Genomic DNA, 25,064 nt, shown 5'->3' on the forward strand with positions numbered 1-25,064 from the left:
GGAAACCTACCATAGAAATATGATAAGGCGCTGGGTGCTTAGCCTACCCGTATGTAATCCGCACCGTCCCTTGTTTCTTTGTGTAGCACGATGCTTCCTCTTTGTTTCTGAACCTTATCCATGTCGCTGAATTTTGCTTCGCTCCAAAGATAAGATAAAAATACCATTATTTGAACATCTGTTCAAAAATAATCGAGGTTAAAAAAACAAAAGAGTATCAGGCTTTAAGCAGCGAATAGATATGGCGAAAATTTTCTGCCAGTTCGTCCACGTTCAAACCGTTTAGAAATGCTTGTTCGTATGACAGTCCTAAAAACATTTGCCGGAACATGATAGCCGTTTTCTTCACGTCCGTGTTGCTCCTGATTTCCCCGCTTTCTTTTGCCTTCTGTATGACTTTCTCCCATAGGTCATAGTCTTGTCGGTAGATTTTCTCAATTTTCTGCCTGATGCCCGGATAGTACATACGCACTTGTGACAGAAAGTGAAAGTAGTAGAAGTTAGGACTACAATCATGCGGGCTGCTATTATCACCAATCAGTTCAACAATCCTTTTCATGGAAGCGGCTACCCCCGCCACGTATTGCCCGATGAACTCCGCCAACGTATCGGCAGGAGCGGCAAACTTGTTTTCCGGTTCGTGCATTTGCAACACGTATTTGTCCGCCACAGCCATGAATAAATCCAGCTTGTGCGGAAAATAATAAACGATACCCGTTTTTGTCACCCCGCAGGCTTTGGCAAGCGTGATGATGCTTGCTTTCTCGTAGTTCATCCTGACAAATACGCCGAACGCTTTATCTATTACTTCTTCACGGTTAGTTATTATCATACACGTTTGTTTTTAATCGGTTACGAAGATACGGATTTTGTTTTAAGCATTTGTACCCCAGTGCTTTTTTTTAGTGCAAGGTGCAAGTATATATTTATATATATAGCTTGCACCTTGCACTAACCCAAAAATATTTATTATCAGATATTTGCGAGTTTCAAAAGAAAGCCGTATCTTTGAACTCGAAAGTTAGGCAGACAAACAGCGGTCAAAGTTGGACAAGCCCAACATCTGAAAATCGTTACTGTTTCGTTACCTATTTGAAATTTTGAAAGCAAAGTAGCTGAAATATAAGCGGTTAGAGTTATAGGTTCAAAACCCTGTCTCTCCGCTGAACTAACCGGACAATACCGGACAGTAAGCAGACAAGTCCCACAAATTCAATGATTTGTGGGACTTTTTTTATTCCCTTGTGTCTGCCTTAAAGTACACCTTTTCGCCCCTAAAAGACAAAGTTCATAACCTAACTCGTACCCCCGACAAACAAAAACGGAAAGGGGGTACAGATTGTCCGAAATTGGCGAAGTCCTGTCGTTATTTGGCTTGCCTGCATAGAACTCATTTTTAGAGAATTACAATAGTTTTGCAACTTAAAAAGTGAGTTATGAAATCGACATTCAACATTTGCTTTTACGCAAAGAAAGACAAGCAGAAAGCCAACGGTGCGTACCCCCTTTTTGCCCGTATCACAGTGGACGGCGTGGCGAGCCGTTTTAACACCAAGCTGGACGTGCTACCCTCTATTTGGGACGGTAAAATGGGCAAGGCTACCGGACGTACTTCGGAAGCCAGCCGCATAAACCGTATGCTGGATGATATAAACGCATCCTTGAACACCATTTACCACGAAATGCAGCGGAGTGACAACTACGTGACCGCAGAGAAAGTGAAGAACGAGTTTTTAGGTCATAGTGAGAGCCACGAAACAATCCTTACCCTGTTCCAAAAGCACAATGACGATGTGAAGCAGTTGGTCGGCATATCCAAGACGATAGCAACTTACCGAAAGTATGAAGTCACTCGCCGCCACCTTGCCGAGTTCATTCAAAGCAAGTACACCGTATCGGACATATCCATTAAGGAGATTACCCTGATGTTCATTACCGATTTTGAGTTGTATTTGCGTACCGCCTGCAAGTGCGGCTACAACACCACCGCCAAGTTCATGCAGTTCTTCAAGCGTATCATCATCATTGCCCGCAACAATGGCATACTGGTGAACGACCCGTTCGCCAATTATAAAATCCGGCTGGAAAAAGTGGACAGGGGTTATCTGACAGAGGACGAGATTAAAATTATCCTTAAAAAGAAAATGGTTTCCGAGCGGCTGGAACACGTCAGGGACTTGTTCATCTTTGCCTGCTTCACCGGGCTTGCCTATATAGATGTAGCCGGGCTTACGCAAGATAATATACGCAAATCCTTTGACGGCAACCTTTGGATAATGACAAAGCGGCAAAAGACGAATACGGATGTTAATGTTCCTCTGCTGGATATTCCCAAGATGATTTTGAAGAAGTACAAGGGCAAGTTACCGAATGGCAAGATACTTCCCGTAATCAGCAATCAGAAGCTAAACGCCTACTTGAAAGAGATTGCCGATGTATGCGGTATTAAAAAGAACTTGACATTTCACCTTGCCCGGCACACGTTCGCAACGACTACCACGCTGTCAAAGGGCGTACCCATTGAAACGGTGTCCAAGATGCTGGGACACACCAATATCGAAACAACCCAAATCTATGCCCGCATCACCAACAGCAAGATAGGCAGCGATATGCAGGGGCTTGACAAGAAGTTTGTCGGCATCGAGAAGATTTACAAGGAAGTCGCTATGTAATCTTGATTGTTGGGAACTGGTCACAAATTGTGACCAGTCCTTACTATTATTCCAACATTACTAAATCTCCTAAAATATACGATTATGGACTTACAGATTATCCAAAACAAAATTTTTGAAGTCAGAGGTTGCCGAGTGATGCTTGATTTGCATTTGGCAGAACTCTATCAAGTGGAAACACGAGCTTTGAAACAAGCGGTCAAACGTAACATAGACCGCTTCCCCAGTGATTTCATGTTTGAGTTGAACAAAGACGAGTGGTTAGAACTTATCACAAATTGTGATAAGTTCCCTGACAACATCCGTCACACGCCCACCCCGCCTATGGCTTTCACCGAACAGGGGGTAGCCATGCTTTCTTCGGTTCTCCGTTCCAAAGTAGCCATAGAAGTAAACATTTCAATCATGCGGGCTTTTGTCCTCATGCGCCAAATGGTAATCGGCTACGAGGAACTATTAAAGCGAATCGAGGAACTGGAGGTAAGCACCGATGCGCAGTTCAATGAACTGTACCACGCTCTTACCCAGCTTTTTAGCCAGTCGAAACAACAGAAAGAACGCCGTCCGGTAGGTTTCGTTACCTATGAGCGTTCCGGTAACAAATAGGTAACGATTCCGGTAACAAAATCCTACCTAACAAACTATATCCCAATAAAGTACATTCTTCCACCTTGCGGGCAGTCCACCGACTACCCGCATTTTTTATATCCTTTTCCAACTGGCACATTCCCCGAAACGCCAGCCGTGCGTGGCATGGCTGACTGTATTTCGTGAAAAGAGCCGTTGGAACCCCGCACAAGCGTATTGCAAGCAAGCTCACAACACCCTTGCCTTTCCCGCCCGCATAGAGTGTTCCCTAAAAGACGAAAGAGGACGGGCACTTTTCCCCAGTTTCCCTAAATGTAAATCTTCCTCTTACGCAGTCCCTCAGCCGGGACAGTCGTTTTAATCATTTCAATAGGCAAAGGTAGTTACGTGTTCTTCACGATTTTGCAAGGTCGAGCCGTTCCGGTTTGGCGAAAAAATCTTCCCTGCCTTGCGAGGTATTTTTTGCCCAAAACCTTGCAAACTCTAAACACTACCCTTTTACGCCTATGTGAAACGAAAACGACCGACCCGACCGGAAGACGCATAAAAAAAAGTCGGATTTACGGGAAACAGGAAAAAAGTTCAGTGAAACTTCAACTCCCTCACCTCTTGAATCCGCATAAAATCAAAAAACTTAAAAATTACAGCAATATGGAAGCAAAGGTATTATCGGAAGCAAAAGTTTATGTAGGCACTTACGGCAAGTATAACAACGGTTCATTGTCCGGCGCATGGCTCGACCTGTCGAACTATTCGGACAAGGAAGAATTTTACGAAGCCTGCCGGGAACTGCACAAGGACGAGGAAGATGCGGAATATATGTTTCAAGACTGGGAGAACGTGCCGGAGGGCTTAATCGGCGAAAGCTGGATTTCTGAAAACTTCTTTGCCTTGCGTGATGCGGTGGAGGATTTGGACGACACCGAGCAGGAAGCCTTTTTCGTGTGGTGCAACTACAAAAGCCATGATTTGGGCGAAGAAGATGCGGACGACCTTGTACGTGATTTCCGGGACGAGTATCGGGGTCAATATGACGATGAAGAAGATTTCGCCTATGAAATTATAGAAGAATGTTACGACCTGCCGGAGTTCGCAAAGACCTATTTCGATTATGAAAAGTTTGCCCGTGACCTGTTTATGTGCGATTACTGGTTTGATGACGGTTTTGTGTTCCGTGCGGCATAACAACCAATCCGGGCAGGATGTCAAAGCCCTGCCCGCTAAAAACAACCAAGTTTATAACCATAAAAAATAATACATCATGCAGTCACTTAACAAAAACGGGGTGAGCATCACCCAAGCACCGGGAGAAGAAAAGTTCGTGAAATGCCGTTTAGGGGCTTTCAAGGGACAGATTTATTATCAATATGACTACCGTCATACCGATATGGAACTTTTCAGCACGGTAGCCAAAACGCTGGACGAGTGCCGCCGCAGGCGTGACGGGTGGATAGCGAAAAAAGAACGGAGTAATAAATAAGTAAATTTCAGGGACATGAAAACGACAGAAGTAAACAAGGAGCTTATCGGCAAGCGTTGCGAGTGTATTTTACGGGTTTAATGGTAACGGGCGTTATCGAGGACACAGAAGAAAACGAACACACCATAGAGGTAAAAGTCCGTTTCGACCATCCGCACCAGTGGGGCGATGATTTGTATAATGATGTGTGGGCGTGGGGGCGCAAAATTGACGAGTTCGGCACGTTGCACTATTTGCAACTGCTGGAGGATAAACCGGACTTTCAGATAATGACGGTAGTTTTCGGCGAGCCAATCAGCCGGATAGACCGCAGTGTTTTTGAAGATGTGGACATGTGGGGTGTCTGTTCCCTGCAAGGCTGGGTAAACAGCTACGAGAGTGTCCGGTTTGTAGCCATAGACGACCATACGGCAATCATCACGGGTGAATATAACATGGAACAGGTAAAAGTGTGGTTAGAGAAATACACGTCCATAAAGAGCCTTAAAAGCAGTTGATAGAGAACGGCGGCTGTTTGCCGCCGCTACTTTCTTTCGTGAGTGCCGGAAAATAAAGTAGCAAAGAAACCCATTTATAATCTGTTGAATAGATAATTATTGTATTTTTGCAAAAAAATGATAGGACATAATGAAAAATATACTGGAGTTATCAACAATTAAAGCGTTGGATTACTTTTTACAACCTACAAATTATAGTACGCTATCGCTACCTATATATTTTAGTTTTGATAAGATTCTGAAATTTGTGAAAGATAAGGTTGGGAAAAAAGACTTTAGTCAATGTTTAAAAGATATTAGAAAACTTCCATCCGATTATGAAAATGTAAATTATGACTTTTTAGTAAATAAGGATGGACGTTATGCCTATAGACCACTACAATTAGCAAATCCATTCTTGTATTATTTTTTAGCTCGAGAAATAACCAAACCTAAAAATTGGAAATTTCTCAAACAAAGATTTGCAGATTTTAAGAAAGATAGTATTGAAGTTGTAAGCATACCGATGTTAAAAGAGAAAAAAGATAAAAGTGTGATGGCAACTACAATTAAATCTTGGTGGGAACATATAGAACAAAGGTCTATAGAACTTTCTTTAGAATATAAGTATATTTTTATTACTGACATTACGAATTGCTATGGTTCTATTTATACTCATTCTATAGCATGGGCTTTGCATGGAATAGATTATGCAAAATCACATAGACAAGAAGACAATTTAGGCAATAATATAGACAAATACATTATGGGGATGCAATATGCTCAGACGAATGGCATACCTCAAGGTGGAGTCTTATTTGACTTTATTGCAGAGATGGTATTAGGTTACTCTGATTTATTGCTGTATGAGGAACTACAAAGAATGGGAATTACTCATTACAAAATATTGCGATACCGTGATGATTATAGGATATTTAGTAATAGTAAGGAAGAACTTGAAAAAATAGCAATGACCCTTCAAATTACTCTTGCAAAATTGAATTTTCAGTTGAACAGTTCAAAAACAAAATTGTGTGAAGATATTATAGAAAGTTCTGTTAAAGCAGATAAATTATTTTATATAGCCAATCTTCCTATTTACAAGGGGGAAGAAACTGTATTCAACACACTACAACAGGAACTTCTTTATATATTGTGTCTATCAAAACAATATCCCAACTCTGGTACAATATCCAAATTATTAACTATATTCTTAAAACGTATTTCTGCAATAGACAACTTGTCGGAAAATGTAGGAGTTCTATCAGCCATAGTAGTAGAAATAGCGATGAACAGTCCTAAGGTCTATAGTTTAACTGTTTCTATTATCAGCAATCTAATTAATCATTTGGACACTACTGACAAAAGAGAAACTATGGCTAAAAATATTTGCAATAAATTCTCCCGTTTGCCGAATATTGGATATTTACAATTATGGATGCAACGAATAACTTTCCAAATGAATACTTCAATGGGCTATACAGAACCTTTGTGTGAAATAGTAGAGAATAAGCCAAATGTACAGATATGGAATAATGAATGGCTAAAGGATGAATATACAGCAGAGTTTCCATTATATAGTATGTGTACTAATTGGCTTAGAGATACATTTACTCCTATTATAAATATAGATGAAGTTTCTATCTTTGATTATTGATAACAGAATAAGCCAATGTTTTTCATTGGCTTATTCTGTTTATATTCTCATTATTCAGCATCACTGCTATCATTATTGAACGAGAACGAAAGCTGTTGCATCTGTCCAAAGCTATCAATTACATAAATGTCAATCGTCTGCTGGTCTGTCGATGCCGAAGTGTAGTAGAGCCGGAACGTTTCTTTTTCCAGCGGGTAAAGGTCATTGGGCAGGAACACCGTGCCGTTATCCATTTCCAGCTTCCCTTTGCCGTCCGGCTGGAAGTACCTGATTTGATAGGTAGTCGGCTGGTAATAGCCGCCACGCACCAGTTGGCAGCGTATTTCGGCGGTTTCCCCGACTTTCAGCCTTTTGGGTACTGGCAGTGTTTCGATGCTGAACGGGTACGCCTGCTGAATATCCAAGTTGTCATTACAGGCGGTGACAAGCACGAGGGCGGCCACGATGCAGCAGCCCATGATGATTTTATACATTACATTCTTCATATACATTATTATATAGCGGTCAGTTGATAATGAATTTCAGTCCCACAGATACCTGTGTGTGGAACTTGCCGATGTCCGAGCCGAACAATGCCCGTTCCCTTGCGTTCAGTAGCAGAGCCACTCGGTCGGTCAGGTAGGCTTCCAGTTCCAGTGTCAGCGCACCCCCGTAAATGAAGTAGTCCTTATCCAGCAAGGTAGAGCCGTCCGGCAAGAGCTTTTCGCTTCGGTTGCTCGTTTCATACCCGGCGAGTGCCGACAATCCCAATGAAAGGAAAAAGGTCTTTCGCCTGTCCGATAGGAATTTCAGGTAATAGCCGCCCTCTGCGGTGAACTGTTCTACGGGTATCTGCATATCCTTGTAGTCATACTTCTTGTGCAGGTACTCCCCGCCAATCACCCAGCGGTTGGCGTTCTTGGTATAAACGCTGTATGCCGCCCCGATGTGGTAGGCAAAATCTGTGTTATCATTCCAGTGTACCCCGTCCGCCATACCAGCCGTGACCTGCAAGCCTTTCATGCCCGGCAGGTATCTTTGTGCGTGTGCCTGAAACGAGGTCAGGCACAGCACAAAGAGTATTCCGATAAATAGAAACCGTTTCATCCCTATTTGATTTTTAGTTCGTTAATCACTTCTGCGTTCACGATGTCGGCGTTCTCCACCCGGATAACCTGATGCCGCCCGCCGTTCTTCTCGTAGAGTTCCACCAGCAGCAGCTTGTCGTCAGGAATGGTGAACTTCGGCAGGGCGTACACCGTGCGGACGGTCGATTTCCCGGCAATCTCTATCACTTCGTTGTAGCTGCGTACCGCATCCAACACCGTTTCCTGAATAGCCGTGCGCTTGGGCACTTTCTTATCGACTATCTTAAACTTGATGAAGTCGGTATCGAAAGGCACGTTGGAACTGTTCTTTGTCTGCGTGTGTACATAGAGCATCCCGTTATAGGTGTAAATCCCCTTGATTAAGAACTGTATGCCGAAACGCTTGCTACCCAAGTGGCGCACTTTCCGGTCATTGTTCTTGTAGATGCTCCGCATTATCAGTTTCACCAGCAGCGGGCTTTCATTACCTAATTCCCGGAAATAGATGTTCATGCGGGTATGCGAAAAGTCGCTGGTGTCCTCGTTCTCCAAGAAGTCTTTCATTTCGATGTTGAGCATTTCCGGTTCACGGGCGTACTTGGCGTTGAATGAAAAGAAACTGCCGTCCTCGCAGATAACGGAGAAGTTCGTTTCGCCCGGAAAACCCTCTGTCGTGGCTTTCACCCGGATAACGTTCTCCGCACCGTCCGCCTTTCCCGCTATGATGTGGTTGCTTCCCAAATCGACATAGCGGACGGCGGCGGGGAAGATGATATGCACCGTCTTGGCAAAGGTCACTTCCACGCCATAGGGTGTAACCATTTGGCGGTACGGGAGTTTCCGGGTAATCCCCCGGTACAAGTTGTTGCCAGCCGCATACTTTACGGTGTCAGTGGTTTGTGCGTTTGCCGCACACACGCCCAGCAAGAGGGCGAACATTACAAAAATCTGTTTCATCGTTAATTGAAATTTTTACATAAATCTTGCTGCATTCGGCATAGCCCAAACAAGTTTGGCTCTGCTCTCATTGGCAAAGATTCTGTGGTTGATAAAATGGTTATTGTTGTTTGGCATACAGCATGACTTTATAGCCTGCTTTCAGCTTCACTTTCACGGTTCGGAACTTCTTGGCGAGGGAGCCGGACGTTCCTTGCAGCAATCCCCTTGTCACGTCCATAGCCACCTGCTGCCCGGCACTTTGGGCAAAGGAAATGCTTGTTCCCAGCCCGCTTCCGATATTCGCCATTGCTTCGTTGAACGCTTCCTGCTCCATAGAGGACGGGACGGAAAGCCCCTTTTGCCCGTCCGTGTCGAACACTGCGAGTTCCACCGGGATGATGTTGCCAGCGTACTCAATCGAGGACACCAGTATGTCGAGCCGTTCGCCCTGCACTTTTGCCGTCCCCGCCACAAGGGTATTCTTCGGCACGACTATGTTTCCCGCCTGCATGGGTTCAAGCAGCCGGAGTTTCACCGCCTGCCCGTCCGTCAGCGTTTGGTCTTGGTGGATGCAGGCGGCTATCGTGTTCCTGCCCATAGCGTAGCCCGTGCCTACCGCCGTGTTGAAGCCGCAGTTTCGTGGCTGGCTGTAAGCCCGGATGAAGTCTGCATCGCTCATGGGTTGCTGCAATCCCGATACGGTTGTTTCCCGGATTGCCTGCACGGGCTGGGCTTGCGGCATTTGGGTGACAGTCCTGGCAACAGGCACTTGTGCCATTTGTCCGTTTTGCCCTCCGTCACCCATGTACTTTGCCGCCAGCTCGTAGGACTTTTCAAGTAAAGCCATTTGGTCGTCAGCGGTGGGTGTGGCGTTCTGCTGTTGTTGCAGTCGGTCGGTCAGTTCCGCCACCTGCCGCTTCAAGTCCTCTTTTTCCTCGTCCACCGCCGGGGTTTCGTAGAACGTGCTTAACTGGCGGTTGATGTCCCGGTAAGCCGCCCGTGAAGAAGCACCGCCGCCCCTTTGTGGCTTCGCATCTTCTTCCGGCATCAGGTCGATTTCCGCTTGTGGTTCTTCCGTTTCATCGTCCCCCGTGAAACCGAAGTCCTGCAAGGATTGTATCTTGTCCTGCTGTTTGCGGTTCAGCATCGCTTGTTCGTAAGCCTTTTGCTTGTCGGCTATAATCCCGTCCTCTGCGGGCAGGGGTATGTCGGCATTGAAGCCGCCCACGCTCTCCACATTCACGTCCTCTTTGCCGGAGGGGGCGAATATCAGGTACATGCACCCGGCAAAGGCAAGGAACATCAGCGGGAAGACTATCATTTTCCTGCGCTGCTGCACCTGCTGCGGGGTAAGTTCCCGTTTGGGTTTATCTTCCTTTTTCGGCTTCCCGTCCGCCTGCGGTACGGTCGTGCCGTTCTCATTCTTCTGTACTTCTTCCATATTCCGGTCTGTTTAAGGGGTTGATACTGTTGATTGTGTCATTGCCTTGCAATGGCAGTTGTTTGATATGTTCTATTTGCAGCCGCCTGCCGTCCCGTTTCCCGATATTGTAGATTGATGAAACGGTGATGTAGATAGACAAGCCGCCGAAAAAGAAGAACATCACGAGGATAACCGCCAGCCTTTTGCCCGGCGTAATCCGTCCGCACATTCGGCGTAGGCAGTCGTCCGCCCAGTCCTGCACCTTTTCGATGTAGTTTCGTATTCTCTCCATAAGGCTACCTCTTGACGGTTTGCAAATCCTTGTTCTCGGTAATGGTGAACGCTTCGATGATGAAGCCGTGCGGGTTGTTGTCGCTCCGTGTGGCGTTGAGCAACCGGCACGAGGTCACAAGGCTTCTGACCGTCAGGCTGCTTTCCCGGACAATCAACTGGCGGGCGTAGGTGTTCACCTTGTAGGGGTACTGGTCGAAGTCGCACTTCACGCTGTCAATCTCCACCGTCTGCGTGACGTTTCCGGAAATCACCCGGTTGTAGTAGCCCTTTTCCGCCAAGTCCTTGTAATAGTTGAAAGCGGTCTTGTCGGCAAGGAACAGCGAGCGTTTGATGTTGCTTTCGATAGCCCCCTTGTCGGGCGAGAGCGTGAAGAAAAGCTCGTGGAAACGCCGCACGTGCGATTTGGCTTCAACGGGTCTGTTCTGTGCCATGTCCTGCGAGAGTGCCAGCATCAGGCTTTTGCCGTTGTCGAGGACGTAAATCTTCTGCCGTTGCTTTTCGGCGAAGCTGTACGAGTTCCACACGGCAAAGCCCGTCACTAGTGCGCACAGGCAGATGAATACCAGCGCAAAGAGCCGGATTTGCCGGAAACTCGTTTCGATGTTCGTTAATGATTTAAATTCCATTTTCTTGTATGTTCTAATAATGTTTCTAAAATCTTTCTATTGCAGCCCCTTTGTCAAGGCAGCTACCAAGAGGTTGTCAAAGTAGCTACCAAGTGACGGTCAAGGTAGCTACCGAGTGGAAACCGTCTTATTTGAGTAGTTTCCCGGTTACTTTCCCGCTTGCCGCACCGACCGCAGCCCCGGCGATTGACCCCGCCCGTGCCACGTTGCGGTTATAGGCAGACGTGCCGCCAGCCGAGACAATCCAGCTTGCCACCGTAGGAATGGTGAAGTAGCCCACGATACCTATAATCATAAAGATTACATACACGGTGCTGCTCCCGTCAGGAATGAAATTCGGGTCTGAAAGTTCCTGAATGTCCTTTTGGAGCATCAGCGTTTGTATGCGTGCCAGCACGCTGCTGAACAGGTCGGACACGGGCAACCACAGGTAAATGGAGATATAGCGTGAAATCCACTGGGTCAGCGTGCTTTGGAAACCGTCATAGACGGAAATCGCAAACGCCAGCGGACCCAGTATCGAAAGCACAATCAGGAAGAACGTGCGCAACGTGTCTATAATCAGCCCAGCCGCCTGAAAGAGTATTTCCAGCAACTCCCTGAACCAGTCCCGGACGGACTTCTTGATATTGTACGCCGCCCTGTCCATGTACATACCCGTCATAGTCACCATGTCGGAGGGCGACCAGCCCAGTTCTTCCAGTTGCCTGTCAAATTCCTCGTCCGATGCGAGGTAAGCCGTTTCGGGGCTTCGCATCAGGGCTTCATATTCCAGTCGGTCTTTTTGCGCCCGGTACTCGTTCATGTCGAAAGTCTGCGTTTCCATAAGCTGGTTGCACCCTTTCACCACAGGCGACAGCACCGTGTTGATAGTCCCCAGCACGAAAGTTGGGAAAAACATGATGCACAGCCCCAGCGCAAAGGGACGCAGGAGCGGGTACACGTCTATGGGTTCGGCACGTGCGAGCGACTGCCACACTTTGGCGGCTACATAGAACAAAGCTCCCAGCCCGGCTATCCCTTTCGCTACCCCCGTCATGTTGCTGCACAAGGGCATCATTTCATCGTAAAGCACCCGCAACACTTGGTGCAGGTTGTCAAAATCCACTGCTGCTAATAACATAGGCATACCGATTTATATGTTACCAGTAGCGTTCATCCGCCGATCCGTAGAGAGCCAGCACCCGGTCGGTGTCGTTCTTCTTTTTTGCCCGCAGGTAGGACACGGATATGTTCTTGCGGGTGTAGTAGTTCACGAGGTTGCGGTAATTCAATAGGCTTCGGTAGGCATTATCAATAATAGCCAACCGTTCGGCATCCGTCAGCGACATACCCGTGATGTTCACTACATTTTTCAAGTCCTGCAACACGTCCGAGCTTTCCGACATCAGTTTGGCATAGCCGAACGATATTGCCGACAGTTCGTCAGGCGTGAAATTCGGGTCTGCCAGCATACTTTGGAAGTTGCGCACGTAGATTTCGGAGATTTCCGCCACCAGTTCAATGGACTTCTTCACCTTGACACCGCCCTTAACCACGTCATGCACCGCTTTGAGCGCATCGTAATATTTTTTACCCTGCTGGAAAATCTTCTGCGCTTCCATGAAGCCGTCCAGCGTGTTCTTGGCTGTGGTGGAAGTCTGCACTATCTGCTTGGTGGTGTTGATGATACCCTGTGCCAAGTTGCCGGGGTCTGACACCACCCACTGTGCGGATGCCTTGCCGATGAAGCAAAGGCATACCGCCATAAGGAGAATTGTTTTCTTCATGTTCCTGATTTTTAAGTTGTTGATGATTGGGGATTGCGTTTGCTTTCCGCAAGCCGCTTGATAGCCAGTTCAAGGTTGCCGCCCAGCTTCTCGGCGAGGGCGAACAGTTCCATTTTCTCGCTTTCCTCTGTCGTGAACGTGTAATATTCTTCCAACGAAACTTCTGTGGCGTACACCGCCGACTGCGTGCCGCCCAGCGAGAAGAAAACTTCCTTGTACTTCCGTCCGGGGTGGTTCGCCATGTTGATAGACAATATCTGCGAACGCTCCTTGTCGGTCAGTCCGAGCAGGTTTTGTATGCTGTCAAACTTGTTGAGATATTTTCGCTGGTCTAACAGGATTTTACAGTCCGAGTTGTTGATGATACTCTCTTTCACTATGGGCGAGGAAATAATATCTTCCACTTCCTGCGTTACCACAATCGCTTCCCCGAAATACTTTCGGACGGTTTTGTGTAGGCTAAGCACCCGGCGCCTTATCATATTTCTATGGCAGGTTTCCAAAAGCTCGCCCCCGAACCGGACTTACACCTCTCAGCGTATCCGGCTCTCCACTAATTTCAGTCTATCTTTCCGTCATGTATCTTCTTGTGACAACTCCTGCACACGGCAATCGTCTTGCGTTTACGGGCAATCATGTGTCGTTCCCAGCTTTCCTTGTCCTGTAAGTTCTTTAGTTTCCTTACATGATGCATAACAAGGTCGTCTTTCGCTCCACATAATTCACACTCACGGGCTTTCAGTCTTTCAACAAGGCTTGTCCGCCCTGCGGTATAAATTGTCCGTGGCATAGTGTCACATTCCGATTTATAGGTGGGCTTTTTTCGTTTGAACCCACCATCATAAAAGTATCTTTCCTTTACACCAGTTTTAGTCATGTGCTTTATGGTAAACCTACCGTTCTTACGATATTTCTTGTTTACCTCACGTGTGCGGCACTTGTATTTGCCTGCAAACGTTTTGTACATGCTGTATTCCATGATGTAACTGAAATTATTCAAGGCATGGGCGCAGTTGTTGGCTATGGAGTAATAGTTATAGAAACCCACGATTTCTCGATTATAACTATCAAGTATTTCAAGGTCGTCATTGAATATCAGTCCCGATTTACATTTCGGTTTCCATATTTCCTTTCCGTTACGGTTTGTCAGTTCCAAGACTCCCAAATTGAAAAGTTTTTTACGGACAGTTTCCATACTGACATTCAAGCAGACCCTTTTACCATAGGTTCTTCTTAATCTACCCCGTTTATCCCTTTTTTGGTCGTTGGACTTTCTTACAGTGATTTCATATCCGAGAAATTTGGCTGGTCTTTCCGTGTGAGTGACAAGTGTCTTTTCATCGGACAGTTCCAATGCCAATTTATCAGCAAGGAAGTTTTTAATATCTTCCTTTATCTGTAGCGCATCCTGCTTGCTTCCGATAATTCCCACAAGAAAATCATCTGCATATCTTGCATATTTCATTCTTCTGTAATCGGCATCCATTTCTTCGCCGTTGGGATATTTAGCCCGTCCTTGTTCTATTGCTTTCAGTTCAAGGATTAGCTTTGTCCTTTGCCTTTCGTCTTTTACGAACTTCAATCTTCGCACAATACGTTTTCTTGCATTGCCAAAGTCCATACTTTCTCTACTGAATTTTCGTTTCTTCCCTTTGTCGAATTTGGCTGTGTATTCCTTTATATACTTATCCAGCTTGTCAAGGTATATATTAGCCAATATCGGGCTGATGATACCACCTTGCGGTGTGCCACTGTAAGTATTGTGGAATTGCCATTCTTCAATATATCCAGCTTTCAAAAACTTGCGTATTAATCGGATGAATCGTTCATCCGCAATGCGTTCCGAAAGAATGTTTATCAATACATCATGGTTTATATTATCAAAGAAGCCTTTTATATCTCCCTCTACAAACCATTTTGCACCGCTAAACTCCTTTTGGATATGAGTTAATGCAGTATGGCAGCTTCGATTGGGACGAAACCCATGCGAGGTATATTCAAAACTCCCCTCGTATATGGCTTCCAATACCATTCTTACCACTTCCTGTATCAACTTGTCATTGAAAGTCGGTACGCCAAGAGGTCTTTTCTTACCGTTTTTCTTCGGTATGTACACTCTCTTTGACGGTTGGGGCTGGTACGTTTCGTCTTTTAACGTATCAATCAACTTTTCAATTCGTTTCAGGCTCATGTTGTCAATGGTCTGACCGTCCGAACCTTTAGTCATGTTACCTTCTTTAGCATAAATACGCTGATAGGCAACATAGAACATTTCCTCATTGAACAAAATTCTGTAAAGGCGTTCAAACTTATAGCTTGCATCCTTACTGTGTTCTGACAGACTGTTTAATACTCTTTCTGGACTTCTCATAATGTCTCTCACATTTTCCATTAATTGTATTAATAATTAGCTGCTTCCCTTCGCCATGTACAAGGTGTTACCTTGCTCGGACTACTATGGAAGCTCCGTTACCACTCCGAATTTTCATAGGTCGAACCTAATAGCCTTTCGGCACTTCGGGATAGGTAATCCCCGTTTATTACATCGTAACTGTTGGCATGATAGATTGTCGGATACGACTTCCGTCCTTTAATCGCTTACTGCGCTTGTGTCGTGATAAGTTCTTGCTACATTCATACCTATTCACTGAAGTAGTATCACGATATGGCGGTTGATAGTTACCTTACGCCATAGTCTCAAGGGGGACCACTCAGACTATCGTTCAATCAATTCGGACTTTATCCTCATATCTATCTTTTCATCTCGCCATTCAGTCGCAGTTTGGTAACTAACTGACTTATGACTTTTCCGACATGCTACACTCCCTGCTCGGTTAAGTTTTCCCGAAACAGATAAGTCGGCTGATGATAGGTCATTTTCAAAGAACACTTTCCTAATCTCTTGCCAAAGAGATATTTACGATGCAACCTTTACGGGCGCACATAAAAATTTTATATAATCGGCCATGCCTTCCCGTGCGATAGCCTTGCCGGGTAGGTCGGGGGCATTACTGCCCCTTTCCCCCCTAAGAACCGTACGTGAAAGTTTCCAATCATACGGCTCAAGCAACTTTAAATTTCTATCTAATAGAAACCAGCTCATTGTTACATCTATTTAAGTTGAATGACTTTTCTTCTGCAACTGTCATGTACCAAGAAATTAACTTTCTTTCCATTGACAATTCTTTCATTAGTTCCCCACGAGTGTTCTTTGTCTATGGGTTCTCCGCATATGGGGCATAAATGATTTTGTCTTTCCCACATATACAGCAATGATTTTCTACCATTAAGCGACTTGAGCATCTTGTAAGTCTTGCGCTTTTCAAAATATTCTTTCCATTCAGGGTCGAGAGGATTGGCTTCACCTTTCACTTTTACGTATCGGGTGATTTTCGTGTCGTACAGTCTTTTGAGGGCAATCTTATCATCCGCTTTACCCCTTTTGAAGTTCGCCACAAAGCACCAGTTACGATTCTTTATTCGTGTAAAGTATCTGCTGGCAATCCAATATTTACCTTTCTTGGGATGTCGTCTCTTGGCCCATTGCCATAGCTTTTCAAATATCAAGTAATCTGCTTTTCTGAATGTGTCCGAAGCCACGCAATTCTTGTAGTAATTCACCCAACCGACTATTACCGGATTCAAAAGTCTTATAAGAGATTCCTGTTTACTACCTTTATTAGAATCAATGATTCCTCTGATTTTCTCCATGAATCCCTTCAGACTCTTTTTGGACGGCTTTATTAGAAGTATTCCATTGTATTTACGGATATTGTACCCGAGAAAATCAAAGCCCTCTTCAATATGGGTTATCTTTGTCTTTTCTTCTGATAGAGTAAGTCCCCGACTTTCAAGGAAGTTCTCCACTAACGGCTTTATTTCCTCCAATGCTTCCTTAGTCCTTCCCGTAATGATAAAATCATCTGCGTATCGAACCATGTGAACCTTTGGATAATATACTTGTCCCTTAACGGATTTCCTATAATACTTTTCTGCGAGCATTGCTTGCAGACCGTCCAATGTCATATTGGCAAGAGTTGGCGAGATAATTCCACCCTGTGGAGTTCCTTCTTCCGTAGGGAATAATTCCTTGTTGAAAACGAAACCGCATTTGAGCCATTTTTTCAGCATGACTTTATCCATTGGAATATTTTCCAACAGCCAGTCATGACTGATATGGTCAAAACAACCTTTGATGTCTCCTTCTAAAATCCATTCGGGAGAAGCTGTCTTGGCAAGGACGCAAAAACATTGTTCTCTTGCATCGCCAGCACTTCTCTCTTTACGGAATCCGTAGGAGTTGCTGTCAGCAGTTGTTTCTGACACAGGTTCCAATGCGAGCAGATACAATGCCTGCATTGCCCTGTCTTTCATCGTCGGAATCCCTAATGGGCGCAACTTCCCGTTACTCTTTTTAATATGTATCCTTCTTAGAGGCTGAGGGGTATAGCCTCTTCTTCTCAGCTCGCTGATGGCCTTGAATTTACTGTTGGAAGTTGCCCACACAGCTTTATCAACACCCGCAGTTTTACTGCCTCTGTTCGATGTAACACGTTTTACCGCTAAAGCTTTAGCGTAAAACGAATGCGTCAGCATCCACTGCAAGGCTTTCACCCTGCCGTGTTTGCCTTCTTTCTGAGCTTTTACAATACGTGCTTGTAGCTTATTAACCGCTATTTCGCACTTGTTCCAGTCTATACTTTCCCAGGTGCTCCACTTTTGGTCAGTAGATGCACACGATGTCTTACTTTCGTTCATTTGCTTTTCTCCTTTGAATAAGTTCTAAAAGTTTCTTGTAAAAAGTCACCTTGCGGAAGTCAGCCCACTTTCGTGTGAGGTGATGTTTCAACCTCTATCCGCTCCATTACAGAACGGCATTCGCTTTTTCCACATTCCTCTGCCCGCATTTCATTCGGCTTTCCTTACGGTTTGCTTACCTGCTGTTATACAGGAGAAATACGGGTTTACCATGTTTCTTGTATATGACAAACGAATGGGTTAGAATCCGTCTATCCGCCGGCAGTCATCATGTTCGTGTAACCTTAGCATGAAGAAGGTTATCCGACTGCGTCCCTTTTGGGTTAGAGCCCAGTATCATTAACAGCTCATTCGAAGTTACGACGTTTATCAACGGTTCACATTACGTTATTCATACCATTCAGCCTAGCTCCCCTGCCATTCGATACTAACGGCAGTTGTCGTTCCCTCGCGGTTCTGACTTCTCCTTTCGGAAGGGCTTCATTGTTGGTTCTGCTATCGCACGACCTCATTGCTTACTATCGCACGCTCCCATAGGCTACTGTTGACGAAACAACAGGTTTAATCGTTCTATTTCCAGCGCGTGGAATGGAATGTTAAACAATCATATACAAGACTTACATGTCGCAGCCAAGCTTCCTCGATTAGTATTAATTTCCTTATTCCCTTTAACTTGCGCATCTTGTTTATAAAGGCTTCCATGATGATAATGGTCGTTATCGGGAATAAAATCTTGTGGTCTTTGATGTTGTCCAATTCAAAGACTATGAAGCGTTTATGCAGCAAATCCAGCTCCTTGTCGGAGTTCAGCAGGTAATCGTACTCACCACCACGATAGTACGGTTCAAGCACGTTCAGGAAGTTGTCTATGTCAAAATCCTTTTCCCTGACGTTCTTCTGTTCAAGCTGTCGGCGGTAATCATCCCGGACAAACTCGTAGAACGTGTTGAAGCAGGGCGTTACCGACCTGTCGCCCGTGATACGTTCGATATAGGCACTTACCGCATTGGACAACGCCACTTCTTCCGACCGCTTGGGGGCTTCATCGTCCCGCTTCCACAGGGTGAGTATAAGGGTTTTTATACTCTCTTTCTTTTCGATGTCAAATACCCCGTCCTCGACATAGAACGGGTTGAACGCTATCGGGTTCTCGTTGGTGTAGGTGAAATAAATCCCGTCCTCGCCGTGCGTGCGGTTGTGGATAAGCTGGGACAGCCCCAAGTAGCTGTTACCCGTATCGACCAGCAGCACGTGCGCACCCTGCTCGTAATACTGGCGCACCATGTGGTTGGTGAAGAAAGACTTCCCGCTACCGCTCGGCCCAAGTATGAACTTGTTGCGGTTGGTGGTGATGCCTTTCTTCATGGGCAAATCCGATATGTCGATGTGCAGCGGGCGACCGCTTACCCTGTCCACCATTTTGATGCCGAACGGCGAAAGCGAACTCTTGTAGTTCGTTTCTTCCACGAACAGGCAGAGAGCCTGCCCCAAGAACGTGTAGAAACTTTCCTCTGCGGGGAAGTCCGCCTCGTTGCCGGGTATGCCCGCCCAAAAGAGCGTGGGCGTGTCGGTGGTGTTGTGGCGTGGCTTGCACTCCATTAGTGCAAGCTGGCTTCCCACATCGTTGCGTATGCGTTTGAGTTCGTCCCTGTCATCACTCCATGCCATGACGTTGCAGTGGCAGCGCACCGAGATAAGCCCCTTGCTGTGCGCTTCGTTCAGGTATTCGTCTATCCACTCCTTGTTCACTTGGTTGGCACGGGAGTAGCGGGAGAGCGATTGCATATTCCGGGCGGTCTGCTCGAAGTTCTTCAGGTTTTCGGCGTGGTCGTCTATGAAGATGAACTGGTTATAGACGTGGTTGCACGACAACAGCACGCCCACCGGGGCGGCGAATGACAGTCGGCAGTCGCTCCGGTCAGTGGACAGTTTCTCAAATCGGCAGTCCGTCCCGACCTTTCCGGGCAAATCTTCCACGTCCGAGAGCGTGTGCAGGCACAGTATATCGTCCCCGACACGCATTTCTTCCGGGTACAGCCCGATGTCTTTCAGGCAAGTAGTGTCGGTTTGCGAGAGCGAGAAGTATTTCTCGATGATGCCCGCCTTTCCGTCCTGCCCGGTGATTTCCGATGCCGCCAGCCGGGTAAGGGTGACAAAACCGCTGTCGTTCATGATGCGCTCGAACTGCCCGACCGCTTCGATGAACTTTGCCGCCGCTTCCTTGTCGGCTATCTCCCGAGGGAGAATCCTGCCCCGGCAGAGGGTGGAGAAGTCGCTCTGTCGGCGGCTTCTCTCCCTTGTCGTTTTCGTCAGGAACAGGTAGCAGTAATGGTTCAGGAACGGGCGTTCATTAAAATGCCGTTCAAAACTCCGGGACAGGAAACTAAGTTCGTCCCTTTCCGTGTCGGGCTGGTAGCTCTCCTTGATGAAGAAGTCCTGCTTGTGTACTATGGAGTAGTCGGGCAGCACCTTGATTGCCTTGTACCATGCCGAATGTATGGCTTCGTACTCGGCACTGGTGACGGTGAACAGTTCGGGCAGTTCCACCCTGAAAGCCACCGTTATGTCCGCATCCTTTGAAATGATGCAGCCGTTCTCCACCGCCAAAAGTGGAAATTTCCTCTCCAGCGTGGTAGCCTTTAATGTATTCCTCATGTTCTTTCTTCCTTTCTTCTTTTGTAGTTGAACAGCCGGGGTATCGCCTTTCGGCTGATAATGAAGCGTGGGTGTCTTTTGCGTGCGGCTGCTTTCATCAGCCCGTGCGTGCCGTACCGTGCGTTGAGCCGGAACGTCTGCCACACGAGCAGCAGCGAAGCCGACACGATGAAACCGATACATAGCCACTGGTTCACGCCCGCCATGAACAGGACGATGAACACCACGAAGACGGCGAGCAAGCCGCCGCAAAAGATAAAGAGGTACTGGCTTTTCAGCCCCTTGAACTCCACCGGCTTCCCGATACCCCTGTTTACCGGATATTCAGACATAGCCGCTGGTTTAGAGGAAGAACGACCGCAGGATAGTGGCGGCGACAATCAGGAAGATACACGCCCCGAACCAACTGGCGGCAGTCTTTGAGGTGTCGGGGTCGCCGCTTGAAAATTTGTTATATACTTTTACCCCGCCAATCAAGCCGCAGACCGCCCCGATTGCGTACACTAATTTTGTGCCGGGGTCAAAATACCCGGTGATTAGGTTCGTGGCTTCGGTGATGCCCGCCTGCCCGTTGCCCTGTGCGTAGGCACTTACCACGGCGGCAAGGAGAGCCGCCGACAAAAAGAATTTCTTTTTCATTACGAATAGATTTTAGATTTTTAATGCCGGGGCAGCGGGTGGATAGTCCGCTGTCACCCGGTGGATGAATAATTTGAAATTTTAGTGGTTGCGGCACGGATGCCGTCTGTTGGTTTTCAGGTTGCCAATCAACCGTAGTCACGTTTCTTCATATTGTTACACATTATTATATTATAGGAAATCGTTCATGTCGAACGCTTCATGTTCCTTGCTTGTACCGCCAGCTTCGGCAGGGACGGCAGCCATAGCCAGTTCCGTTTCGTTGCGTCCCAGCAGCTCCGCTACCTTTGCCAGCCCGCCGTTGATGTTCTCCACCACCGCATCGTAGAGGTTTGTCCCCTCAATGCTTGCCAGTGTTCCGGCGGCTTGCCGCTGTTCAGCTTCGGTGGAGGTGTCGGCGTTTGCCGTGCGTACCGCTTCGTCCAGTTCGTCAAAGCTCACGCCCGTAGCCCGCCCGGTATCATCGTCATCGTCCATGTACCCGGCTATTTCCTCGTCCTCGTAGTCGGGTTCGTCATTCTCGTAACCGGGCGTTTCTTCCGGCAGTCCGTCAGCCTGCGGCGCAAAAATAGTATCATTTTCAGCCGCTTTCGGGAGGTGTCCCGATTTGTCCTGCGCTGTCCCGATTAGTCCGCCCTTGTATCGGCTTTCACCTATCAGCGTGTAGCCTGAAACCCCGTTTCGTGGAAGCGGTGCATCATCCGTTCTGCCCGGTGATGTCCGGCTGTCCGTGTAGCGATACCACAGCCATAGGGCGATATAGTACACCACCAGCCCGGTAAGTATGCAATAGACCACCATAGCTATACGGGTTTTTGAAAGTGACTTTCATACAGGGTGTTTATCTCGTCTTGGTATTGCTCGAAGTGGCGCAGCAGAATGTTTTCCACGTAGCTGCTTACCGTCACCTTGCGCCCGCCTATCACCGTCACGATACGCATCAGCTTCTCGTGCGTGGTACGGCTCACGTACAAGGGCTGTCGGTCTGCCAGTTCCACTTTCTGAAAGTAGGTTTCCCGGTAGTCACCCGTGCCACCCTTGCGCTTGCGGGATGTCGGTTTCTCCACCCGCACCGTTTCAGTCTGCCGTCCCTCGTGGGCGGTTTCCGTTTCGCCGCCGGGCTGCGGTGCATCATCCGGCTGGCTCTCCCGCTTGGCGGGTACGCCTTGCGAGATAAGTTCTTTCATGAAATCCTCGTCTATCTTCGGCATCCTGCCGCTTTGCTTTGCCATATCATTGTAATTTGATGTAGTACACTATTTCGGTTATCAGTTCTTCCAAGTTGCTTCCCCTTACCAACGGGCGGCTGGCGGGAAAGAGCGTGGAGCGGAACACCGCCTTTTTATCCGCCACCAGTTCCTTTTTGTAGCGTTTGGTGTCGGGGATAAAGGTTTTCATCAGCGGCAGTTCCAGTTCCTTAATCGTCTTGTCATAGGCGGTGTAAAGGTCTGTTTTCTCCCGCCTGTCCACCATGTTCCAAAATAGGTACAGCCCGGCAAGTCGGCAGGCTTCATTCTTCACTAATAGTTTTTGGATAGCCATTGCGAACGACAGGCTGCTTTCCAGCACCACCTTGTCGGCTGAAATGGGGGTGAAAATGTAGTCCATGCCCGCAAGGGAGTTTATCACGCCCTCGCTGTTCACCGTGCCGGGCAGGTCGAAAAAGACAATATCCGGCACGTGTCCGGCGGCTATATGTTCGTCAGCCGTTGCAATCGCCTTTTCAGGTGAACTGCACAGCACCGGATAGGCTTTCTTCCCCAGCCGGGTGAACTGTTCATACGCCATGCGCTTGTAATCTTCATCCGCCCCGACCTGCTCGGCATCCCGCTTTCGCATCCCGGCAATGGAGTGTTGCGGGTAGTCGCAATCGACCACCGCCACATCGTAGCCTTTGAGGTAATAGAGGTAACTCGCCGCCAGCACGGTAAAGGTGGTTTTGCCGACCCCGCCCTTTTGGGTGGAAAAGGCGACATAAAGGGGTGTTTTCTCGTTTTCCATATTGCTTTCGTTCATTATTGGTTGATAGATTTATTTATTGCTTTCAATCAATCCAGCCATATAGCTTCCATTCTTTCCATATTGCAATCTTGAAATCTTGAAAGACTTTTTTATTTCAATCTTGTTTTCCTGCTTTCATTCTTTCTTGAAATCCTGCAATCCTGCTTTCTTGAAATCTTCTGCAAATAAAAGGAGAAAAAACGTTCGTTTTTAGATGTGTCCCGATTTGTCCTGCGTTGTCCCGTTTTGTCCACCAACCGCCTATTTTACAGCATTATAAATCACCGTTACTTTGCAGCGGAGTAACAAACCGCAGGGGGCAGAGGTGTAAAACCGGGCTGGTGAACGGCAGGGCTTACCGTTCCACGCTAACCCCAATCCGTCCGTGACGGATTTCGATTTTCGTCAGAAAATTCCGATTAAGTGAGAGCAAAGCGAGCTTGCTTGTTTTGCCGAACGTGAGGAATTTATAGAAAATAGCAAGGTGTGTTCTATGGCACATAGAACCGTTTTCCGTGCCTGAAAACGCCTTGCCCCTTGCGGGGGTAAAAATCACTCCGAAGTCGTAATTTTTTTAATCCAAAGAAGCATGGAAACAAGAAAACCAAACAAGGGCGGTCGCCCCGCCCTCGCAGACCCGGCGAAACATCGCCATGTCCTTTACCTGAACGACCGGGAGAACGCCCGCTTCCTCTCGCAATGGGAGCAGTCGGGCGTTACGAGCAAGTCCCGGTTCATCGCCGCCCGGCTGTTCGGCGAGCCGTTCCGGGTGGTGAAAGTGGACAAGTCGGCGGTCGAGTATTGCGCTCGGCTGACCGAATTATATGCCCAGTTCCGGGCGGTAGCGGTCAATTACAACCAAGTGGTAAAGGCGTTGCACAGCAATTTTTCGGAGAAAAAGGCACTGGCTTTTCTCTATAAATTGGAGAAAGCGACCACTGAATTGTCGGCATTGAACCGCCAAGTTATAGCATTAACTAATGAATGTAAAGAACCATGGTTGCCAAAATAAGCACGGGCGGCAATATGTTCGGCGCACTGGCATACAACCAAAACAAGGTGGACAGCGAGGAAGCAAAGGTGCTTTTCTCCAACCGGATGCTGTTAAGCGAGGACGGGAATTTCTCTATCGGCGAGTGTATGCGCAGCTTTGAAATGCAGATGCCCGTCCAGCTATCCACCAAGAAGCCGATACTTCATATTTCCATAAACCCGCACCCGGAAGACGTGCTGACCGACCAGCAGCTTTCCGACATTGCCAAAGAGTATATGCGGAAGTTGGGCTATGGCGACCAGCCTTATTTGGTGTACAAGCATACCGACATCGACCGCCACCATATCCACATCGTGGGGTTGCGGGTGGACGAGAACGGCAGACCGCTGAATGACAGGTTCGAGCATCGGCGCAGCAAGCAAATCACCCGTGAACTGGAAAAGAAATACGGGCTGCACCCGGCAGAGCGAAAGGAACGTGCCGAACGCCCGGAACTTAAAAAGGTGGACTATGCCGCCGGGGACGTGAAGCACCAAATCTGCAATACCGTGAAAGCGGCTTGCTACGGCTACCGCTTCCAGTCGTTCGGGGAGTACAAGGCTTTGCTTGCCGTTTACAACGTGTGCGCCGAGGAAGTCAAAGGGGAGATAAACGGCAAGCCCTATCAGGGCATTGACGTGGTATTCCGTCAGAACGACAGCGGGCGCATCTATGGTGTTACGTTCATCGACCATGACAGCCGGGTGGTACTGAATGGCTCCCGCTTGGGCAAGGAGTATTCGGCGAACGTGTTCAACGACCTGTATTCCGATGAAAGAAAAACGAATATACGGCAGGAGCAATCCCCGCATCAGGAACAGCCGGGCTTCACGCCGAAAGCCGACATTGTTCCGGGTGTGGCTTCCGTGCTGGGAGCTTTCGGCGGTTTGCTGGGCGGCGGTGCATCAGGCGGTGACGAGCCGCAGGACAACGCCCGCCAAAAGAGAAAGAAGAAAAAGAAGCGCACAAGGCGCATCGACTAACTAA

Annotated in this window: 23 protein-coding genes and 4 pseudogenes; 8 read left to right on the plus strand and 19 right to left on the minus strand. The window is 47.4% G+C overall.

Features of this window, described 5'->3' with window-relative positions; all coding sequences use genetic code 11:
- Positions 1-217 precede the first annotated feature (217 nt).
- The gene (locus tag DXA54_RS18355; RefSeq protein ID WP_005924132.1) at positions 218-832 is read right to left on the minus strand and encodes a TetR/AcrR family transcriptional regulator; all 615 of its coding nucleotides are present in this window, start codon (positions 830-832) and stop codon (positions 218-220) included.
- A gap of 604 nt (positions 833-1,436) precedes the next feature.
- Between DXA54_RS18355 and DXA54_RS18365 the strand changes: the two genes are divergently transcribed.
- The 6 genes and pseudogenes from DXA54_RS18365 (at position 1,437) to DXA54_RS18400 (ending at position 6,873) form a co-directional block, all read left to right on the plus strand.
- Entirely contained in the window at positions 1,437-2,672 is a 1,236-nt protein-coding gene (locus DXA54_RS18365) for a site-specific integrase (protein WP_120080275.1), read from the plus strand.
- Positions 2,673-2,756: 84 nt separating this feature from the next.
- Positions 2,757-3,278: an ORF6N domain-containing protein gene (locus tag DXA54_RS18370; RefSeq protein WP_120080277.1), complete on the plus strand. Its 522-nt coding sequence runs from the start codon at positions 2,757-2,759 to the stop codon at positions 3,276-3,278.
- A 633-nt stretch (positions 3,279-3,911) separates the two neighbouring features.
- Positions 3,912-4,445 (plus strand): antirestriction protein ArdA, encoded by a 534-nt coding sequence (locus DXA54_RS18385; RefSeq protein ID WP_120080351.1) that lies wholly within the window; start codon positions 3,912-3,914, stop codon positions 4,443-4,445.
- A gap of 76 nt (positions 4,446-4,521) precedes the next feature.
- A complete protein-coding gene (locus tag DXA54_RS18390; protein WP_120080281.1) occupies positions 4,522-4,740 on the plus strand; it encodes a DUF3873 domain-containing protein in 219 nt (72 codons plus the stop codon).
- Positions 4,741-4,755: 15 nt separating this feature from the next.
- Positions 4,756-5,237 (plus strand): annotated as a pseudogene (locus DXA54_RS18395) (DUF6956 domain-containing protein).
- 130 nt (positions 5,238-5,367) lie between these two features.
- Complete coding sequence (locus DXA54_RS18400) at positions 5,368-6,873, plus strand: RNA-directed DNA polymerase (protein ID WP_120080283.1); 1,506 nt, start codon at positions 5,368-5,370, stop codon at positions 6,871-6,873.
- A 50-nt stretch (positions 6,874-6,923) separates the two neighbouring features.
- Here DXA54_RS18400 and DXA54_RS18405 read toward each other — a convergent pair whose 3' ends face one another.
- The 18 genes and pseudogenes from DXA54_RS18405 to DXA54_RS18490 all read right to left on the minus strand — a co-directional run bounded on the left by DXA54_RS18405 (position 6,924) and on the right by DXA54_RS18490 (position 23,059).
- Positions 6,924-7,364 (minus strand): DUF3872 domain-containing protein, encoded by a 441-nt coding sequence (locus DXA54_RS18405; protein WP_120080285.1) that lies wholly within the window; start codon positions 7,362-7,364, stop codon positions 6,924-6,926.
- A 13-nt stretch (positions 7,365-7,377) separates the two neighbouring features.
- A complete protein-coding gene (locus DXA54_RS18410; protein ID WP_120080287.1) occupies positions 7,378-7,959 on the minus strand; it encodes a conjugal transfer protein TraO in 582 nt (193 codons plus the stop codon).
- Positions 7,960-7,961: 2 nt separating this feature from the next.
- Positions 7,962-8,897 carry a conjugative transposon protein TraN gene (gene traN, locus DXA54_RS18415; protein WP_120080289.1) on the minus strand — a complete coding sequence of 312 codons (936 nt, stop codon included), beginning with the start codon at positions 8,895-8,897 and terminating at the stop codon, positions 7,962-7,964.
- A gap of 100 nt (positions 8,898-8,997) precedes the next feature.
- Positions 8,998-10,320, minus strand: coding sequence for a conjugative transposon protein TraM (gene traM / locus DXA54_RS18420; RefSeq protein WP_120080291.1), 1,323 nt, complete (start codon positions 10,318-10,320; stop codon positions 8,998-9,000).
- The gene (locus DXA54_RS18425) at positions 10,298-10,594 is read right to left on the minus strand and encodes a TraL conjugative transposon family protein (protein WP_120080293.1); all 297 of its coding nucleotides are present in this window, start codon (positions 10,592-10,594) and stop codon (positions 10,298-10,300) included. The genes traM and DXA54_RS18425 overlap by 23 nt, the downstream gene beginning before the upstream one ends.
- Before the next feature lie 4 nt (positions 10,595-10,598).
- A complete protein-coding gene (traK, locus tag DXA54_RS18430) occupies positions 10,599-11,222 on the minus strand; it encodes a conjugative transposon protein TraK (protein ID WP_004309966.1) in 624 nt (207 codons plus the stop codon).
- 127 nt (positions 11,223-11,349) lie between these two features.
- The gene (gene traJ, locus DXA54_RS18435) at positions 11,350-12,345 is read right to left on the minus strand and encodes a conjugative transposon protein TraJ (protein ID WP_120080295.1); all 996 of its coding nucleotides are present in this window, start codon (positions 12,343-12,345) and stop codon (positions 11,350-11,352) included.
- 19 nt (positions 12,346-12,364) lie between these two features.
- The gene (locus tag DXA54_RS18440; protein ID WP_004325453.1) at positions 12,365-12,991 is read right to left on the minus strand and encodes a DUF4141 domain-containing protein; all 627 of its coding nucleotides are present in this window, start codon (positions 12,989-12,991) and stop codon (positions 12,365-12,367) included.
- A gap of 11 nt (positions 12,992-13,002) precedes the next feature.
- Positions 13,003-13,449, minus strand: a pseudogene (locus tag DXA54_RS18445) (conjugal transfer protein TraG); the annotation flags it as partial.
- Between the two features lie 101 nt (positions 13,450-13,550).
- Entirely contained in the window at positions 13,551-15,362 is a 1,812-nt protein-coding gene (locus tag DXA54_RS18450) for a reverse transcriptase/maturase family protein (protein ID WP_120080353.1), read from the minus strand.
- 558 nt (positions 15,363-15,920) lie between these two features.
- A pseudogene (locus DXA54_RS28570) lies at positions 15,921-16,094 on the minus strand (TraG family conjugative transposon ATPase); the annotation flags it as partial.
- A gap of 8 nt (positions 16,095-16,102) precedes the next feature.
- The gene (gene ltrA, locus DXA54_RS18460; RefSeq protein ID WP_120080297.1) at positions 16,103-17,749 is read right to left on the minus strand and encodes a group II intron reverse transcriptase/maturase; all 1,647 of its coding nucleotides are present in this window, start codon (positions 17,747-17,749) and stop codon (positions 16,103-16,105) included.
- 630 nt (positions 17,750-18,379) lie between these two features.
- Positions 18,380-20,404, minus strand: a pseudogene (locus DXA54_RS18465) (TraG family conjugative transposon ATPase); the annotation flags it as partial.
- Complete coding sequence (locus DXA54_RS18470) at positions 20,401-20,736, minus strand: DUF4133 domain-containing protein (protein WP_010803765.1); 336 nt, start codon at positions 20,734-20,736, stop codon at positions 20,401-20,403. The gene DXA54_RS18470 and the pseudogene DXA54_RS18465, both read right to left, overlap by 4 nt.
- A gap of 10 nt (positions 20,737-20,746) precedes the next feature.
- Positions 20,747-21,043, minus strand: a complete 297-nt coding sequence (locus DXA54_RS18475; protein WP_016276706.1) for a DUF4134 domain-containing protein — start codon at positions 21,041-21,043, stop codon at positions 20,747-20,749.
- Positions 21,044-21,214: 171 nt separating this feature from the next.
- Entirely contained in the window at positions 21,215-21,844 is a 630-nt protein-coding gene (locus tag DXA54_RS18480; protein WP_120080299.1) for a hypothetical protein, read from the minus strand.
- 2 nt (positions 21,845-21,846) lie between these two features.
- Positions 21,847-22,275, minus strand: coding sequence for a DUF3408 domain-containing protein (locus DXA54_RS18485; protein ID WP_120080301.1), 429 nt, complete (start codon positions 22,273-22,275; stop codon positions 21,847-21,849).
- Between the two features lies 1 nt (position 22,276).
- Positions 22,277-23,059 carry a ParA family protein gene (locus DXA54_RS18490; protein WP_120080303.1) on the minus strand — a complete coding sequence of 261 codons (783 nt, stop codon included), beginning with the start codon at positions 23,057-23,059 and terminating at the stop codon, positions 22,277-22,279.
- 574 nt (positions 23,060-23,633) lie between these two features.
- Between DXA54_RS18490 and mobA the strand changes: the two genes are divergently transcribed.
- On the plus strand, positions 23,634-24,056 hold the full coding sequence (gene mobA, locus DXA54_RS18500) for a conjugal transfer protein MobA (RefSeq protein WP_120080307.1): 423 nt from the start codon (positions 23,634-23,636) through the stop codon (positions 24,054-24,056).
- Positions 24,041-25,060, plus strand: a complete 1,020-nt coding sequence (locus DXA54_RS18505; RefSeq protein ID WP_120080309.1) for a relaxase/mobilization nuclease domain-containing protein — start codon at positions 24,041-24,043, stop codon at positions 25,058-25,060. Before mobA ends, DXA54_RS18505 begins: the two co-directional genes overlap by 16 nt.
- The last annotated feature ends 4 nt before the right edge of the window (positions 25,061-25,064 follow it).

It is taken from the genome of Bacteroides sp. OF03-11BH (genome assembly GCF_003604005.1).
Classification (GTDB): domain Bacteria; phylum Bacteroidota; class Bacteroidia; order Bacteroidales; family Bacteroidaceae; genus Bacteroides; species Bacteroides ovatus.

What these genes read in the sequence shown, in the direction of transcription:
- DXA54_RS18475 (WP_016276706.1), bottom strand. Translation starts at nt 21,043, where the DNA reads ATGAAAAAGAAATTCTTTTTGTCGGCGGCTCTCCTTGCCGCCGTGGTA.
- DXA54_RS18405 (WP_120080285.1), bottom strand. Translation starts at nt 7,364, where the DNA reads ATGTATATGAAGAATGTAATGTATAAAATCATCATGGGCTGCTGCATC.
- DXA54_RS18470 (WP_010803765.1), bottom strand. Translation starts at nt 20,736, where the DNA reads ATGTCTGAATATCCGGTAAACAGGGGTATCGGGAAGCCGGTGGAGTTC.
- traN (WP_120080289.1), bottom strand. Translation starts at nt 8,897, where the DNA reads ATGAAACAGATTTTTGTAATGTTCGCCCTCTTGCTGGGCGTGTGTGCG.
- traJ (WP_120080295.1), bottom strand. Translation starts at nt 12,345, where the DNA reads ATGTTATTAGCAGCAGTGGATTTTGACAACCTGCACCAAGTGTTGCGG.
- DXA54_RS18485 (WP_120080301.1), bottom strand. Translation starts at nt 22,275, where the DNA reads ATGGCAAAGCAAAGCGGCAGGATGCCGAAGATAGACGAGGATTTCATG.
- DXA54_RS18425 (WP_120080293.1), bottom strand. Translation starts at nt 10,594, where the DNA reads ATGGAGAGAATACGAAACTACATCGAAAAGGTGCAGGACTGGGCGGAC.
- traK (WP_004309966.1), bottom strand. Translation starts at nt 11,222, where the DNA reads ATGGAATTTAAATCATTAACGAACATCGAAACGAGTTTCCGGCAAATC.
- DXA54_RS18355 (WP_005924132.1), bottom strand. Translation starts at nt 832, where the DNA reads ATGATAATAACTAACCGTGAAGAAGTAATAGATAAAGCGTTCGGCGTA.
- ltrA (WP_120080297.1), bottom strand. Translation starts at nt 17,749, where the DNA reads ATGAACGAAAGTAAGACATCGTGTGCATCTACTGACCAAAAGTGGAGC.
- DXA54_RS18390 (WP_120080281.1), top strand. Translation starts at nt 4,522, where the DNA reads ATGCAGTCACTTAACAAAAACGGGGTGAGCATCACCCAAGCACCGGGA.
- DXA54_RS18410 (WP_120080287.1), bottom strand. Translation starts at nt 7,959, where the DNA reads ATGAAACGGTTTCTATTTATCGGAATACTCTTTGTGCTGTGCCTGACC.
- DXA54_RS18440 (WP_004325453.1), bottom strand. Translation starts at nt 12,991, where the DNA reads ATGAAGAAAACAATTCTCCTTATGGCGGTATGCCTTTGCTTCATCGGC.
- DXA54_RS18385 (WP_120080351.1), top strand. Translation starts at nt 3,912, where the DNA reads ATGGAAGCAAAGGTATTATCGGAAGCAAAAGTTTATGTAGGCACTTAC.
- DXA54_RS18400 (WP_120080283.1), top strand. Translation starts at nt 5,368, where the DNA reads ATGAAAAATATACTGGAGTTATCAACAATTAAAGCGTTGGATTACTTT.
- DXA54_RS18505 (WP_120080309.1), top strand. Translation starts at nt 24,041, where the DNA reads ATGGTTGCCAAAATAAGCACGGGCGGCAATATGTTCGGCGCACTGGCA.
- DXA54_RS18480 (WP_120080299.1), bottom strand. Translation starts at nt 21,844, where the DNA reads ATGGTGGTCTATTGCATACTTACCGGGCTGGTGGTGTACTATATCGCC.
- DXA54_RS18365 (WP_120080275.1), top strand. Translation starts at nt 1,437, where the DNA reads ATGAAATCGACATTCAACATTTGCTTTTACGCAAAGAAAGACAAGCAG.
- DXA54_RS18370 (WP_120080277.1), top strand. Translation starts at nt 2,757, where the DNA reads ATGGACTTACAGATTATCCAAAACAAAATTTTTGAAGTCAGAGGTTGC.
- mobA (WP_120080307.1), top strand. Translation starts at nt 23,634, where the DNA reads ATGGAAACAAGAAAACCAAACAAGGGCGGTCGCCCCGCCCTCGCAGAC.
- traM (WP_120080291.1), bottom strand. Translation starts at nt 10,320, where the DNA reads ATGGAAGAAGTACAGAAGAATGAGAACGGCACGACCGTACCGCAGGCG.
- DXA54_RS18490 (WP_120080303.1), bottom strand. Translation starts at nt 23,059, where the DNA reads ATGAACGAAAGCAATATGGAAAACGAGAAAACACCCCTTTATGTCGCC.
- DXA54_RS18450 (WP_120080353.1), bottom strand. Translation starts at nt 15,362, where the DNA reads ATGAGAAGTCCAGAAAGAGTATTAAACAGTCTGTCAGAACACAGTAAG.